At 68.5% G+C, this 14,149-nt stretch carries 10 protein-coding genes; 4 read left to right on the top strand and 6 right to left on the bottom strand.

Annotated elements, in window-relative coordinates; translation table 11 throughout:
* Positions 1-64: 64 nt before the first annotated feature.
* Both ACTJKQ_RS23255 and ACTJKQ_RS23250 read right to left on the bottom strand, forming a co-directional pair.
* A complete protein-coding gene (locus ACTJKQ_RS23255; RefSeq protein WP_440598247.1) occupies positions 65-1,072 on the bottom strand; it encodes a formylglycine-generating enzyme family protein in 1,008 nt (335 codons plus the stop codon).
* Positions 1,073-1,119: 47 nt separating this feature from the next.
* Positions 1,120-1,380, bottom strand: a complete 261-nt coding sequence (locus tag ACTJKQ_RS23250; protein WP_015013035.1) for a hypothetical protein — start codon at positions 1,378-1,380, stop codon at positions 1,120-1,122.
* A 179-nt stretch (positions 1,381-1,559) separates the two neighbouring features.
* Between ACTJKQ_RS23250 and ACTJKQ_RS23245 the strand changes: the two genes are divergently transcribed.
* Both ACTJKQ_RS23245 and ACTJKQ_RS23240 read left to right on the top strand, forming a co-directional pair.
* A complete protein-coding gene (locus tag ACTJKQ_RS23245) occupies positions 1,560-3,569 on the top strand; it encodes a CHASE2 domain-containing protein (RefSeq protein ID WP_440598227.1) in 2,010 nt (669 codons plus the stop codon).
* A gap of 35 nt (positions 3,570-3,604) precedes the next feature.
* Positions 3,605-7,021 carry a FecR domain-containing protein gene (locus ACTJKQ_RS23240; RefSeq protein ID WP_440598226.1) on the top strand — a complete coding sequence of 1,139 codons (3,417 nt, stop codon included), beginning with the start codon at positions 3,605-3,607 and terminating at the stop codon, positions 7,019-7,021.
* Between the two features lie 200 nt (positions 7,022-7,221).
* Here ACTJKQ_RS23240 and ACTJKQ_RS23235 read toward each other — a convergent pair whose 3' ends face one another.
* Together ACTJKQ_RS23235 and ACTJKQ_RS23230 are read right to left on the bottom strand one after the other, a co-directional pair.
* Entirely contained in the window at positions 7,222-8,523 is a 1,302-nt protein-coding gene (locus tag ACTJKQ_RS23235; protein ID WP_056060893.1) for a tryptophan--tRNA ligase, read from the bottom strand.
* 56 nt (positions 8,524-8,579) lie between these two features.
* Positions 8,580-9,248: a site-2 protease family protein gene (locus ACTJKQ_RS23230; RefSeq protein WP_288853237.1), complete on the bottom strand. Its 669-nt coding sequence runs from the start codon at positions 9,246-9,248 to the stop codon at positions 8,580-8,582.
* Between the two features lie 255 nt (positions 9,249-9,503).
* On the opposite strand from ACTJKQ_RS23230, the gene ACTJKQ_RS23225 reads away from it, so the two are divergent.
* Complete coding sequence (locus ACTJKQ_RS23225) at positions 9,504-10,652, top strand: methyl-accepting chemotaxis protein (protein WP_440598225.1); 1,149 nt, start codon at positions 9,504-9,506, stop codon at positions 10,650-10,652.
* 113 nt (positions 10,653-10,765) lie between these two features.
* Here the strand turns inward: ACTJKQ_RS23225 and ACTJKQ_RS23220 are convergent, their stop codons facing one another.
* Positions 10,766-11,401, bottom strand: a complete 636-nt coding sequence (locus ACTJKQ_RS23220; protein ID WP_056060901.1) for an L-threonylcarbamoyladenylate synthase — start codon at positions 11,399-11,401, stop codon at positions 10,766-10,768.
* Positions 11,402-11,498: 97 nt separating this feature from the next.
* Positions 11,499-12,356, bottom strand: coding sequence for a 3',5'-nucleoside bisphosphate phosphatase (locus ACTJKQ_RS23215; RefSeq protein WP_440598224.1), 858 nt, complete (start codon positions 12,354-12,356; stop codon positions 11,499-11,501).
* 183 nt (positions 12,357-12,539) lie between these two features.
* Here ACTJKQ_RS23215 and ACTJKQ_RS23210 point away from each other — a divergent pair.
* Positions 12,540-14,149 (top strand): methyl-accepting chemotaxis protein (locus ACTJKQ_RS23210; RefSeq protein ID WP_440598223.1); only part of this gene is annotated, 1,610 nt, incomplete at its 3' end.

Below are 14,149 nucleotides of genomic sequence, written 5' to 3'. Positions count from 1 at the left end.
CGGGCTCGCGCCGAGCGGAGCGAGAGGGGATTTGACATTTGTTAACCCTCCCGGCCCGTGGTGGTCACCGCGCGGGTGGCTCTGCCGCTATCTCGCGCACCAGCCGCATGCCGACCAGCGTGTAGCGGGTCTCAGGGCTGTTCCAGTTGCGGTAGCCGCAGCGCGCATAGAGCGCCCAGGTGTGCCACGAGCCACCCCGGCGCACACGCACACTGCCCGTGGCCGGACCGGTGGGGTCGTTGCGTGGAGACTCGGCGTAGTAGGTGTCGCCATGCCAGTCGCCCGTCCACTCCCAGGCGTTGCCCAGCATGTCGTACAGCCCGAAGGCATTGGGGGCAAAGCGGCCTACTGGCGCGGTAAACGCGTATCCGTCGTTGCCCGCCAGCGCATGCTGGCGCCAGCGTGACCACTGAGGGGCTGCGGCCTGGTCGAAGGTATTGCCCGCTGAGACCAGCTCTTGCGGGTTGTCGCCATGCGGGTACAGGCTGCGGCTGCCCGCGCGGCAGGCGTATTCCCACTCCGCCTCGGTGGGCAGTCGGTAGCGGTGGCCCTCGGTGCGGCTGAGCCACTGGGCCATGGCCTGCGCGTCGTTCCAGGTCACGTTCACCACGGGGTGGTCCGGGCCCTGCGCAAAGCCGGGGTTGCGCCATGAGTAGCGCGGGTCGCGCCCCTCGAACGCATCGCCGCGCCGCGTGGTGGCCGGGTCGTAGGCGGGGTTGTAGCCATAACCCCCGGTGCCGTCGGCCTCAGACTCTGGCCGGTAGCCGGACGCCTCCAGGAAGCGCTGGAACTGCCCCACCGTGACCTCGTGCTGGCCGAGGTAGAAATCACGGGTGATCAGCACCTCGTGCGCTGGCGATTCATCTGCCAGGTCGGTCAGGCGCTTGCGCTCCAGCAGCGGGAAGTTCTTTTCCAGCGTTTCGACGGGGGGCACGCCCCCCATCCAGAAGGTGCCCGCAGGCACACGGACAAAGGCCATGCCCAGGCTGTTGACCCAGGGCGATGTGACGGTGCCTGCCTGGGTGGACGGTGTGTGCTGGCAGCCCGCCAGCAGTGCGGACAGAGCCAGCAAGGCCGCACCGCTCGCCCAGCGGCGGCACGCTGGTGGGGCGGCTGGCCTCAAGGCTTGTCCTGCAACTCGCTCACGCATTCAAACACCAGACGCGAGCCATCGTTGCGCAACAGTTTGGCGTGCAAGGCCATGCGCTGGCATTCGCGGCTGGCCGCCGCATACGCCTGGGAAGTGTCGGGCCCGTAGACCGGCACGCTGAAGGTGCGGTCGCGGCCCGAGGCCATGGGGCCCGATGGGCCGTAGGGGTTGGTGGCATTGCAGCCCGCCAGCAGGGCCAGCACGGACACGGAGGCACACAGCAGTTTCATGGAAGTCTCCCAAACCGATCAAAAGACCAGTTTACGCACATGCCCGGTGGCTGCCCATAGGTGTTGTGCGGGGCGGCCATGGCGCGAGTCATGCGTGTAAGCCCCCACTGTGCACGCGCAGGCACAGCCACTACAGTGGGTGCTGCGTGCACGGCCGCATGCAGCGGTGGAGGGGCGGAATGGCAAGTGCAAGTACGCGAGCACCGGTTACACAAGACGCCTGGCGGGCCTGGGCGTTGCGGGTACTGCTCGCGCTGGGCTTGCTGGCGCTGCTGCCCGCCTTGCCGGTGTGGACGCCGCTACAGCGGCTGGAGCATGACCTGCTGGCCAGCTGGACCGCTGCGCCGCCGCCCGACGTAGGCGTGCTGGTGGTCGGACTGGACGAACCCAGTCTGGCGGCGCTGAACCTGACCCCACCCCTGCCGCGCCGCCTGCACGCACAACTGGTGGAGGCCTTGTCTGCGGCGGGCGCCTTGGCGCTGGGCATCGACATGCTGTTTGCCGCACCCCAGTCCCCTGCGGACGATGCGGCGCTTGCGGCAGCCCTGCAAGGGCGCATGCCGGTGGTGCTGGCTGCGGCCGATGTAGCGGTGAACACCTCGCAGGTGGCGCAATACCGGCAGACCGTGCCCTCGGTGTTTCCCATGGCCCGCCAGGGCAGTGTGGCGGTGCAGCCGGACGACGATGGCGTGCTGCGCCTGGCACCCGCTCGGAGTGATGCCCTGTGGCAGGAGTTGGCGCGCAGCGGCGGGCGCAGTGTGCAGCCCCCACCACCGGGCGCGTTGCTGCGCTACTACGCCCCCGAGGTCCCGCTGCCCTACGCCCACTACACCCAGGCGCTGGAGGCCAGCCAGGCGCTGCCGGCTGCGGCCGTGCAGGGGCGCCTGGTGTTGCTGGGTCAGAACACGCCGGTGGACGGGGTTGATCAGTTCGCCACGCCCCTGCGTGCGCTGGGCGCGGGCACGCAGACCGGCGTGCTGGTGCACGCCACGGCTCTGGTGAATGGCTTGGCGGGGGACTGGGTGGTGCCCGCCCACCCGGCAGGCCCTTGGCTGCAGGCCGCGCTGGCCGTGGGCTGCGTGGCCGCCTGGACCCGGCGCTGGCGCGGTGGGCGGGCGGTGCTGTTTAGCGCAGCATTGGCAGTGCTGGCCCTGCTGGGTGGGCTGTGGGCCTACCTGGCAGGGGTGTGGTGGACGGCACTGCCCACCCTGGCGGGCCTCGCCCTGCACCTGAACGTGGGCGCGGCCGACAGCTACTGGCGCGAACACCGCCGCCGCGAACAGCTGCGCGCGGACTTTGCCCGCTACGTGCCCGCCGCCGTGGTCGATGCCCTGGTGGCCGACGGTGCCCAGCCGCAACTGCATGGCGAGCGCCGTGTGCTGACGCTGCTGTTCTCTGACCTGGCAGGCTTCACCGCCGCCAGCGAGCACCTTCCGCCCGAGGCCGTGGCCCGGGCGCTGAATGCCTACTTCTCCCGCATGACCCACACGGTGCACCAGCACGGCGGCACGCTGGACAAGTTCATCGGCGACGCTGTCATGGCCTTCTGGAACGCGCCTTTGCCGGACGCCCGGCACGCAGACCGTGCCCTGGCCTGCGCGCTGGCCATGCAGGCCGACATGGTGGACCTGCGGGCCCAATGGCAGGGCACACCGTTTGCCCAGGTGCAACTGCGCATTGGCTTGCACACGGGTGAGGCGGCGGTAGGGCACCTCGGGTCGCATGAGCGCTTTACCTACACCGCCGTGGGCGACGCCGTGAACACAGCCGCGCGGCTGGAGGGCGCCAACAAGGCCTTCGGCACAGGCATCCTCCTGTCGGGCGCCACACACGATGCGCTGCACGCAGTGCCAGCGGGTGATGCCCCAGAGGTCCCGCTGATGTGGCTGGACACCGTGGTGCTGGCTGGGCGCAGTACTGGGGTGGACGTGTACACGCCGTGTGACGACCCCGCGCTGGCCTCCATCAGCCACGCGCTGCGGGACCACCTGCAGGCTGCGCGTTGGGCGCAGGCTCTGCAGTGCTGTGCCGATGCATGCGCGCACGCCGCCGCACATGCCCCGCAGTGGCACGGGCAGGCGCTGCGCTGGCAGGCCCGGGTGCAGGCCCAGGCAGACACCGCGCTGGCGGACGGCCCTGTAGCGGGCGCTACTGCCGTATTCACCGCGCAGGCGCTGGACAAGACCTGAGTCCCCGGCGCAATACTCCCCCAGAGAGGCCCACCATGCCCATCCCCCTTGTGTCCTCCCCGTCACGCCTGGTGTGGCTCACGCCGGTGGGTGTTGCCCTGTCGGCCTGGAGTGCTGCCAGTGCCAGCGCGCAATGTGCCGGTGTACCTCTGGCGCCTGACGCAGTGGCTGCGCAAATTGTGGCGCTCAGCGGCCAAGGCGAAACGCGCCCCCTCGGCACCGAGCCCTGGCTGCCTGCCACGCTCGCCCAGCCGTTGGGCCCGGGGGCAGACATGCGCACACTGGCGTTGTCATCCGCCGCATTGCTGCTGGCGGACCGCACGCAGATCCGCATGTCGGCCAACGCGCAATTGAGGCTGTGCGAGGCCCAGCCAGCGCGCACCCTGCTGGAACTGGCTGCGGGCCGGCTGTGGGCGCGCACCAAGAAGGTCCCGGCCAACCTGCAACTGCAAACGCCTGCAGCGCTGGCCGTGGTGCGGGGTACCGACTGGGACGTGGAGGTGGACGGAGCGGGGCGGACCACGCTCACCGTGCTGTCCGGCGCTGTGGAGTTGCGCAACGATGTGGGCAGCGTGCAACTGGGGCCCGCCGAGCAGGGCGTGGCCGAGCCCGGCCAGGCGCCTATCAAGCGCCTGCTGGTCAACCCCCGCGAGCGGGTGCAGTGGGTGGCCGCCTACCCGGGCGACCTGACGCGTTGGACCGAGTTCCAGCCCGTTCAGACGGCACCACCCGCTCTGGCAGAGGTTCGCGCCGCATTACAGGCGGGGCAATGGGCCCAGGCGCGTGCCCTGTTGCGGGCCCTGTCGGCGCAGGGCGATGGTGGGGCGGTGGTCGAGCTGGCCCTGGCGGACCTGGAGGTGCTGGACGGCCAGCCCGACGCCGCGCAGCAGCGCCTGGCCCTGGCCTGGCAGCGCACGCGAGATCCCCGTACCGCTGCGGGCCGGGCCGACCTGCTGATGGCGCTGGACCGCCTGTCAGAAGCGCGCACCTGGATGGATACCACGCGGGCCGCGTCGCCCGGCTTTGCGCCATTGCTGCAGGCCGACGCCGACTGGCACCGGCTGCAAGGGCAGGGGGACGCCGCCCTGGCCTTGTACCGGCAGGCGTTGACCCACGCGGAGGGCGATGCGCAGCGGGCCGCCGCCCTGGCAGGGCTGGGCCGCGCATTGCAAGAGCGTGGAGACCTGCGCGCGGCCCGCAGTGCCCTGGCCCAGGCCGTGGCCCTGGCGCCAGACCAAGCGGCCTACTGGGGCGAAGCCGCCACGGCGGCCATCGAAGCCCTGCGCCTTGCCGAGGCGCGCTCCGCCCTGGATGCCGCCCTGGCGCAGTCGGGCGACGACTATGTGGCCCTGGCGGCTACCGGACTGCTGGCGCTGCGGCAAGGCGATGCCGAGGCCGCCCGCACCGCGCTGCTCAAGGCCCTGGTGATCGAGCCGCGATACGCCCGCGCACAGGTGTGGCTGGCGGTGGCCGAATACACGCTGGGCGAGCGCGCCGCAGCGATGGACGCACTGGACCGCGCACGCGTAGCTGACGCGCGCGACCCACTGCCCTGGCAGGTGGAGGCCATGCTGCGCAACGACAGCGGCGAGCCCGTGGCGGCCATGGCCGCAGCGCGCGAGGCACTCACACGGCTGCCCTACCTGAAGTCGCTCAACCCGCTGGCCTCGGACAGCCAGGGCTCTGCCAACCTGGGCAAGGCGCTGGGCGACTTCGGCATGGAGCACTGGGCACGGGCCTACGCCAGTGCGTCGTACTACCCGCTGTGGGCGGGCAGCCACTTCTTTCTGGCCGACCGGTACGAGAGCGACTTCAGCCGCCGCTCCGAGCTGTTCCAGGGCTACCTCACCGACCCCACCGTGTTTGGCGCCAGCGACAAGCGCGCGCCGCTCCTGCTGTCTGCAGGCAGTGAATGGGCGATGGGCACGAGCGCTGAACGCAACCCGCTGCGCCACAACGCCACGGCCGATGTGGGCTACCGCGGCTTTGCCGCCAGCAGCGTGCCTGTGGCCTGGCTGGTGCGCGCCAACGACGTGCAGATGTGGCCCCGCGAAGGCTCCGCCACCACGCAGTACCGCCTGTCGTCGCCCGGGGTGGACCTGGCGCTGGGTGTGCGGCCCAACGAGAGCCTGTCGCTGTTCGCGCTGCATGGTGACACCACCTTGCGCTATCGCTTTCCGCAAGGCCTGGACTTCGGCAACGGCATCACCTTCACCGGCGGCGCCGAGACGCGCACCCGCCGCACGGACCTGGGCGCCGCGTGGCGATGGTCGGCCGACAGCCAGACCTGGCTCAAGGTGCACAGCGGGCGCCAGACCTCCGGACTGGTGCTGGACGATGCGCGCTGGGGCCCCCAGGACTACCGCTATGCCAGTGACGAGCAGGGCCTGTTCCTGCGCCACACCGTGTTGTGGGGCGCGCACCGCCTGAGCGTGGGCTGGGAGGGCGTGGACAGGGATACCGTCAGCGCGATCTCTGACCCCGGCATCACCACGCCGCGCACCAACACCGAGCGCTACCACATGCCCTGGGTGGCGGGCGAATGGCGCAGCGGTGCCTGGACCTGGATGGCCGAGGCGTACTGGCCCCGGTTCACCACCCGGCAGCGCGACCGTTATGCCGACACAGCAACGGGACAAGACCTGCTGCCCGTGCAGGACGACGGCGCGGCGCACCGCCACCGGCTGCTGCCGCGCCTGGGCACCAGCCTGCGCCTGGGCCCGGGCCGCGCCCTGCACTGGGCCTGGCAGGAGAGCGTGCGAGCGCCCGGCACGCACACCCTGTCGCCCGTCGCCATGGGTGCTATTGCCGTGGACAACCAGTACCTGCTGGCGGGCAGCTACGCCCGCAAGCACGCGGTGCAACTGGACTGGGAGGCCAGCGCCACCACCTTCTGGGGCGCCAGCCTGTCGGGGCAGCGCATCAGCAACCTGGTGGCCGCCAACGGTCGCCTGTTTGCGCAGAACACGGGGGCGCTGTTCGACAACGTGGCCACCATCGCCCCCGTGGTGCTCAATGCCCAGACCACGCTCAACACCTATGAGGAAACGCCTGTCTTCGGGCAGGGGCAGCTGGCGCAGGCCACAGTGTCCGTCAACCATTTGCTAGGTCCGCGCTGGAGCGTGCTGGGCAGCTACATCCACACCACATCGCGCAACACCGGGGCGGGTCTGGAGGGGCGTTGGCTGCCCGGCTTTGCCCGCCACGTGGTGCTGGGCCAGACCACATGGCGCCATGAGGCGCGCAGCTTTTCGCTGCTGCGCCTGACCTGGCGCGGCATGCGCTACAGCGATGAGGCCAACACGTTGCAACGCGCACCGGGCTGGAGCCTGGCGCTGGCCCATGGCTGGGAGTCGCAGGACCGGCGCTGGAGCTTCACCGGCACGGTGCAGACCGGGCTGCGCACCGGAGAGCGCCCCACGCTGTGGGCCCTGGTGCGGTACCGGGACTGAAGTGGCGCCCAGTGTGCAGAGGGCGCCTTTACCGGGTGATGGAAGGGTGTGTGAGGCCTTTTTGGCCGGTAGCGCTAGTGAAATATGCCTGAGTAGCTATCAAAAACGTAGCTTTTTGGACATTGGAAAGAGTAAAAAAAGCCCGCAGCCTTGCGGCTCGGGCTGTGTGTCTTGCACGCTGCGCTCGGTGGCGCGCCGGCTTATGCTGCGGCGGCCTCGGCCAGCGCCTGCAGGGCGGCCGTCACTTCGGCAGCTTCCACGCCGTCCACGGGCGCCAAACGCGGGGCCAGGGTCTGCAGGGCTGCGCTGTCCTTCTGCAACTGGGCAATCGCCTGGCCGGCCTCCTTGGGTGCGTCAAATCCCGTGCTCTGCAGCAGCAGGCGGCCGTCGGCCGCCACGAGCTTGAAGTAGAACTTGCCGTCGGCCTCGCGGTACTGCTTGAAAGCGGGCAGTGCGGCCTTGGCGGCCTTGGCCGGTTTGGCGGCTGTGCTGGCCTGCACCAGGCTGCGCAGGCCCACGGCGCTGCGCAGTTCGCGGATGAACGGCGTGGCCAGAGCGCGGGCGCGCTCGGCTCCAGCCAGCAGGGTCTGTTCGATGCGGGCGGGGTTGTGGATGAGTTCTTCGTACTGCGCGCGCATGGGGGCGATCACCTGGTCCACGCGCTCCAGCAGCAGGTGCTTGGCGTCGCCCCAGGCAATGCCGTCGGCATAGGCCTTGCGCAGGGCCTCGGTCTCTTCGGGCGTGGCAAAGGCCTGGTAGATCTGGAACAGGGCCGAGCCTTCGACTTCTTTGGCCTCACCAGGCGCACGCGAGTCGGTCAGGATGCCGCCGATGAGCTTTTGCAACTGGGCGCGCGAGCTGAACAGCGGAATGGTGTTGTCGTAGCTCTTGCTCATCTTGCGGCCGTCCAGCCCGGGCAGTGTGGCCACGTGGTCGTCGATGGCCGCCTCGGGTAGCACGAAGTGCTCGCCGTACAGGTGGTTGAAGCTGGCTGCCATGTCGCGGGCCATCTCGATGTGCTGGATCTGGTCGCGGCCCACTGGCACTTTGTGGGCTTTGAACATCAGAATGTCCGCGCCCATCAGCACCGGGTACATGAACAGGCCTGCGGTGACACCGTCGTCATGCTCGCGCCCGGCGGCGGTGTTCTTGTCCACGCTGGCCTTGTAGGCGTGGGCGCGGTTCAGCACGCCCTTTCCGGTCACGCAGGTCAGCAGCCAGGTCAGCTCGGGGATCTCGGGGATGTCGGACTGGCGGTAGAACGTGACCTTCTCGGGGTTGAGCCCTGCGGCCAGCCAGCTGGCTGCGATCTCCAGCGTGGAGCGCTGGATGCGCACCGGGTCTTCGCATTTGATGAGCGCGTGGTAGTCGGCCAGAAAATAAAAGCTCTGCACGCCGGGCGTGAGGCTGGCCGCCACCGACGGGCGGATGGAGCCGACGAAGTTGCCCAGGTGGGGGGTGCCGGTGGTGGTGATGCCGGTGAGAAAACGGGTGGTGCTCATGGGAAACAAAAACTCAGCAGATCAAATGAACAGGAAGTGGCGGGCTTCTGCTGCGCTCAGCGCAGCAAGGCCGTCAGCGGGGTGAGCAACAGGTTGATGGCGGTGTAACCCACGGCCATCAGGGGGCGCAGCCACAGCGTGCCCACTACCCCGGCGATCACCAGGCCCATCACGATGAAAAAGCCCCAGGGCTCGATGCGCGACACCATATGGGCCTGTTTCCAGGGCAGCAGGCCCACCAGAATGCGCCCGCCATCGAGCGGCGGCAGCGGAAACAGGTTGAAAGCCCACATCACCAGGTTGACCATGACCCCGGCGCGTGCCATTTCCAGGAAGAAGCGCTCCTCGGTCCCCGTGCCCACCAGCACTACCAGCAGCACGGCCCAGGCGATGGCCTGGATGAAGTTGGACGCGGGCCCCGCCAGGGCCACCCACACCATGTGCTTCTTGGGGTTGCGCAGATTGCCGAAGTTGACCGGCACCGGCTTGGCGTAGCCAAACAGGAAGGCGCCCGAGGTTGCAAAGTACAGCAGCAGCGGCATCAGGATGGTGCCGACCGGGTCGATGTGCTTGAACGGGTTGAGCGTGATGCGCCCCATCATGTACGCGGTGTTGTCGCCAAAGTGGCGCGCCGCGTAGCCATGGGCCGCCTCGTGCACGGTGATGGCAAACAGCACCGGCAGGGCGTAGATCAGAACGGTTTGGATGAGATTGGAGGTGTCCACGCCGGGATTGTCTCAGACGCCCCGCTGTCCCCGGCGTTGCCAGGGTGACCCGGCGGGTGTTCAGGCGCCCGGCGGCAACCGCGTATTGTGGGTTGTACGTATGCCGATGGGTCTCCAGGCGGGGTGTTCGTTGCTAGCATCAACTTCTTGCCCGCAGCCCGTGCCAGTTTGTGCGAGTTCGTGCCCTTTGGCGCGCAGCGCTGCGCGGCGGCCCCTCCCACAACGACATACAACAGGCCTGGAGACATTGAAGCCATGTGGAACAACTTGAAGATCGGAACGCGCCTGTTGCTGGCGTTTGGCGGCCTCGCACTCGTCGTGCTGCTGCTGATGGTGATGGCACTGTTCGGCATCGGCGGTGCCGAGCAGGCGCTGCAGGGTGCCACGCCCCCGGCTCAGGCGGCGCTGGCGCAGTTGCAAAGCGCGCGCACCTGGGTGATCGGTTGCAGTGTGGTGGTGTTTGTGCTGGCGTTGGTGGCCACGCTCAGCCTGCGCGCCAGCATCGTGGCGCCGCTCAACCAGGCCATCCTGATTGCCGAAACCGTGGCGTCAGGCGACCTGAGCCAGGAGTTCAACTCCGACCTGGAGGGCGACTTTGGCCGCCTGCTGGGCGCGCTGGGCACCATGGAGGACACGCTGACCGACCTGGTGTCCCGCATCAAGCAAAGCACCGATTCGATCACCGCCTCTGCGGCAGACATTGACCATGGCAACACCGACCTGTCGCGCAGGGCGGAAGACCAGGTGTCGTCCCTGACCGAGACGGCAGCCAGCATGGAGCAGCTGACAGCCACCGTGCGCCAGAACGCCGAGCGCGCCCATTCGGCCAGCGGCCTGGCCGTGCAGGCGTCGGCGATTGCCGAGCAGGGCGGGTCGGTGGTGGGCGAGGTGGTGCAGACCATGCAGGCCATCAGCGGCAGCTCGCGCAAGATCGTGGACATCATCCAGGTGATCGAGGGCATCGCCTTCCAGACCAATATCCTGGCGCTCAATGCTGCCGTGGAGGCCGCGCGTGCCGGCGAACAGGGCCGGGGTTTTGCCGTGGTGGCCAGCGAGGTTCGCAACCTGGCCCAGCGCAGCGCGGTGGCGGCGCGCGAGATCAAGGCACTGATCAGCGCGTCGGTCGAACAGGTCGAAAGCGGCGCCGGTCAGGTGGGCAAGGCGGGCAAGACCATGGAAGAGATCGTCGGCGCCGTGGGCCAGGTGAGCGCGCTGCTGGGCGAAATCTCCACCGCCCTGCGCGAGCAGAGCGAAGCCATCAGCCATGTCAACGGGGCCGTGTCGCACATGGACGGCAGCACGCAGGAGACGGCCTCGCTGGTGCAGCATGCGGTGAGCACGGCGTCGGCATTGTCGGCACAAGCCCGCGACCTGCAGCAGGCGGTGGGGGCGTTCAAGCTCTGACGAATCCCTGAGCCGCTGCGCGGCTCTCCCCTCCAAGGCGCGCTACCGGCGGCTGAGCGAAGCTCGCTGCACGGCAGCAAATGTATTGGGCGTGGCGCCGCTTCGGCGGGCTCTTACAGCCCCAGCGCTTGCAGGCTGCCCCGGCCTTCGCGCACCACCACCGGGTCGCCGCCGGTGCCCATGGGGGTCAGGTCCACCACCGTGGTGGGCTCCAGGGGGCAGGCCCCGGCATCGACGATGGCATCCACCAGCTTTTCGTAGCGCTCGCGGATTTCCTGCGGGTCGTTCAGGGGCTCGGTCTCACCCGCAGGGATCAACGTGGTGGCCAGCAGCGGGGCGCCGTGCAGCTCCAGTAGCAGCTGCAGGCCTTTGCGGTCGGGCACCCGCAGCCCAATGGTCTTGCGCGAGGGGTGGCTCACGCGGCGGGGCACTTCCTTGGTGGCTTCGAGGATGAAGGTGTACGGGCCTGGCGTGCCCAGCTTGAGCAGGCGGTACTGCCGGTTGTCCACGCGTGCGTAGTTGGCCAGCTCCGACAGGTCGCGGCACAGCAGTGTGAGGTGGTGCTTTTCGTCCACCTGGCGGATGCGGCGCAGGCGGTCCACTGCGTCCTTGTCGTCCAGGTGGCAGACCAGCGCATAGCTCGAATCCGTGGGCACGGCCACGATGCCGCCCTTTTGCAGCAGCAGTGCGGCTTGCTTGAGCAGCCGGGGCTGCGGGTTGTCGGGATGGGCTTCGAAATACTGGGCCATGGGGCAGGTTCTCAGTGATGCGTGGCGCTGCGCGTGGGTGCCTTGCCTGGTGGCAGGTCGTCCAGAGGGCGCCTGGCGCGCCTGCGGCAGCGCGGGGTCATCGCAAAATTCGGTCGGACAGCAGTTCCCATACGGGAGTCAATGCGCCGGGCAGCAGGGGCAACGTGCCCAGGTCGGTGTGCGACTCGTCGGGGCTGTGGAAGTCGCTGCCACGCGATGCGGCCAGGCCAAACTCCTGCGCCATGTCGGCGTAGGTCACGTACTCGGCTGCGCTGTGGCTGCCCGTGACGACCTCGACCGCCCGGCCACCATGTTGCTTGAATTCGGAGAACAGCGCGAATTCTTCATTGGCGCTGAACTTGTAGCGCGCCGGGTGGGCGATCACCGCAATGCCCCCGGCCTGTGTGATCCAGCGCACGGCATCCCCCAGGCTGGCCCACCGGTGGGGCACATAGCCCGGTTTGCCTTCGGTCAGGAATTTGCGAAACACCTCGGAGGTGTCTTTGCACACGCCGGTTTCCACCAGAAAACGCGCGAAATGGGTGCGCGAGATGAGTGCCGGGTTGCCCACAAACTGCAGCGCCCCTTCGTAGGCGCCCTTGATGCCCACCTGGGCCAGCTGGGCCGCCATCTCCTGCGCCCGTTCGCCGCGCCCGCCGCGTGTGGCGGCCAGGCCCTGGGCCAGCTGGGTGTCGTCAGGGTCAAAGCCCAGACCCACGATGTGGACGGTGGTGTCGGCAAAGGTGACCGAAATCTCGGTGCCGGTGAGGTAGGCCATGCCTTGGGCGCGGGCGGCAGCGGCCGCACGGTGCTGGCCGCCGATCTCGTCATGGTCCGTCAACGCCCACAGCTCCACCCCGTTGGCCTTGGCCCGCGCGGCCAGGTCTTCGGGCGTCATGGTTCCGTCGGAGACGACGGAATGGCAGTGCAGGTCGGCGTTGAGTATGGAGGTCACCGATTCATTTTAGGGCTTGTACTGATAACGCGCCCCACGGAATCCATTAACACTTGTTACATGCACATTTCGCCTGGCTGGCGGGTGTTCAGCCGGGTCGAATGCCGGTAGTGTGGTGGTTTTCCTTGGGCAAGATACAACAACGCGGAACCTCGGGGTTTTTGCAGAGCATCAGGAGCAACCATGAAATTCAATGACCTGCGTGTCGCCCACAAGATGTGGAGCGTGATTCTGGGTCTGCTGGCGCTGATGCTGGTGGCCGCCGTCTGGACCCAGTGGTATGGGCGGCAGGTCACTGCTGCGACCGAAGAGTCCGTCAACAAATACGAGTCCGCCATCACCACGGCGGTCAGCTGGCGTGGCCTGGCGGAAGTGGCTGTCACCATGTCGATGGCCGGGTTTGTGACCACCGACCAGGCGCTCAAGGCAGACTTTGATACCCGGGTGGCTGCGCTCACCGCACGCATCACCCCGGTGCAGGAAAAGATCAACAAGGCGGCGGTGTCCCCCGAGGACAAGGCGGCATTGGCCGCGGTGGCCGCTGCGCGTGCCGATGTCCGCGGCCAGACCGACAAACTCAAGGAGCTGACCGATGCGGGCGATGCCGCCGCCAAGCAGGCCTATGTGGACAAGGTTTACCGGCCCAAGGTGTTGGCTTATCTGGAGTCGATCGACAAGTTCGTGGCCGTGCAGGAGCGCCAGCGTGACGATGCGGTGCAGGCCGCACGTGCCACGCGCGGCAACCTGGTGCTGATCGGGGCTGCCGCAGCCATCGCGGTGGTGGCCCTGGGCATGCTGCTGGCGGCCCTGCTGGTGCGCTCCATCACGCGGCCGCTGGATCGGGCCGTGGTGCTGGCCGAAGCCATTTCGGCCGGGGACCTGACCCAAGACATCCACGATGACCGCAAGGATGAACTGGGCGTGCTCACCCGGGCGCTGTCGGCCATGTCGGCACGGCTGCGTGGTGTGGTGAGCGAAGTGCGCCAGGGGGTGGATTCGGTCTCGTCGGCGTCGGTGGAGATTGCCAACGGCAACCACGACCTGTCGGCGCGCACCGAGCAGACGGCCTCCAACCTGGAAGAGACGGCAGCCAGCATGGAACAGCTCACGGCCACCGTGAGCCAGTCGGCCGACACGGCTCGCCAGGCCAACCAGCTCGCCGGCACGGCGGCCCAGGCTGCAGCGCGGGGCGGCGAAGTGGTGGGCCAGGTGGTCACCAGCATGCAGCAGATCACCGACAGCAGCCGCAAGATCAGCGACATCATCGGCACCATCGACGGCATCGCCTTCCAGACCAACATCCTGGCGCTGAACGCAGCGGTGGAAGCCGCCCGGGCCGGCGAGCAAGGCCGTGGGTTTGCGGTGGTGGCCAGCGAAGTGCGCAGCCTGGCGCAGCGCAGCGCCGAGGCGGCCAAAGAGATCAAGACCCTGATCAGCGCCAGCGTGGAGAACGTGGAATCGGGCTCGGCCCAGGTGGCGCAGGCAGGGCAAAGCATGCAAGAGATCGTTGCCAGCGTACAGCGCGTGAGCGACCTTATCGGCGAGATCACGGCCTCCTCGACAGAACAGCGCGACGGCATCGCGCAGGTCAACCAGGCCGTCACACACCTCGATCAGATGACGCAACAGAACGCGGCGCTGGTGGAAGAGTCCACGGCGGCAGCCGCCTCGATGCGTGACCAGGCACAGCACCTGGCGCAGGTGGTGTCGGTGTTCAACGTGGGAGCGGTGGCCACCCGGGCGCCGGCAGCGGCACCCCGCGCTGCAGCACCGGCGCCTGCGCCACGGCCCGC

The sequence above is a fragment of the Acidovorax sp. 22279 genome (genome assembly GCF_052045435.1).
In the GTDB taxonomy this organism is placed as follows: domain Bacteria; phylum Pseudomonadota; class Gammaproteobacteria; order Burkholderiales; family Burkholderiaceae_C; genus Acidovorax; species Acidovorax delafieldii.
Note: the sequence above shows the minus strand (reverse complement) of the source record. Positions and strands in the feature narration are given on the sequence as shown.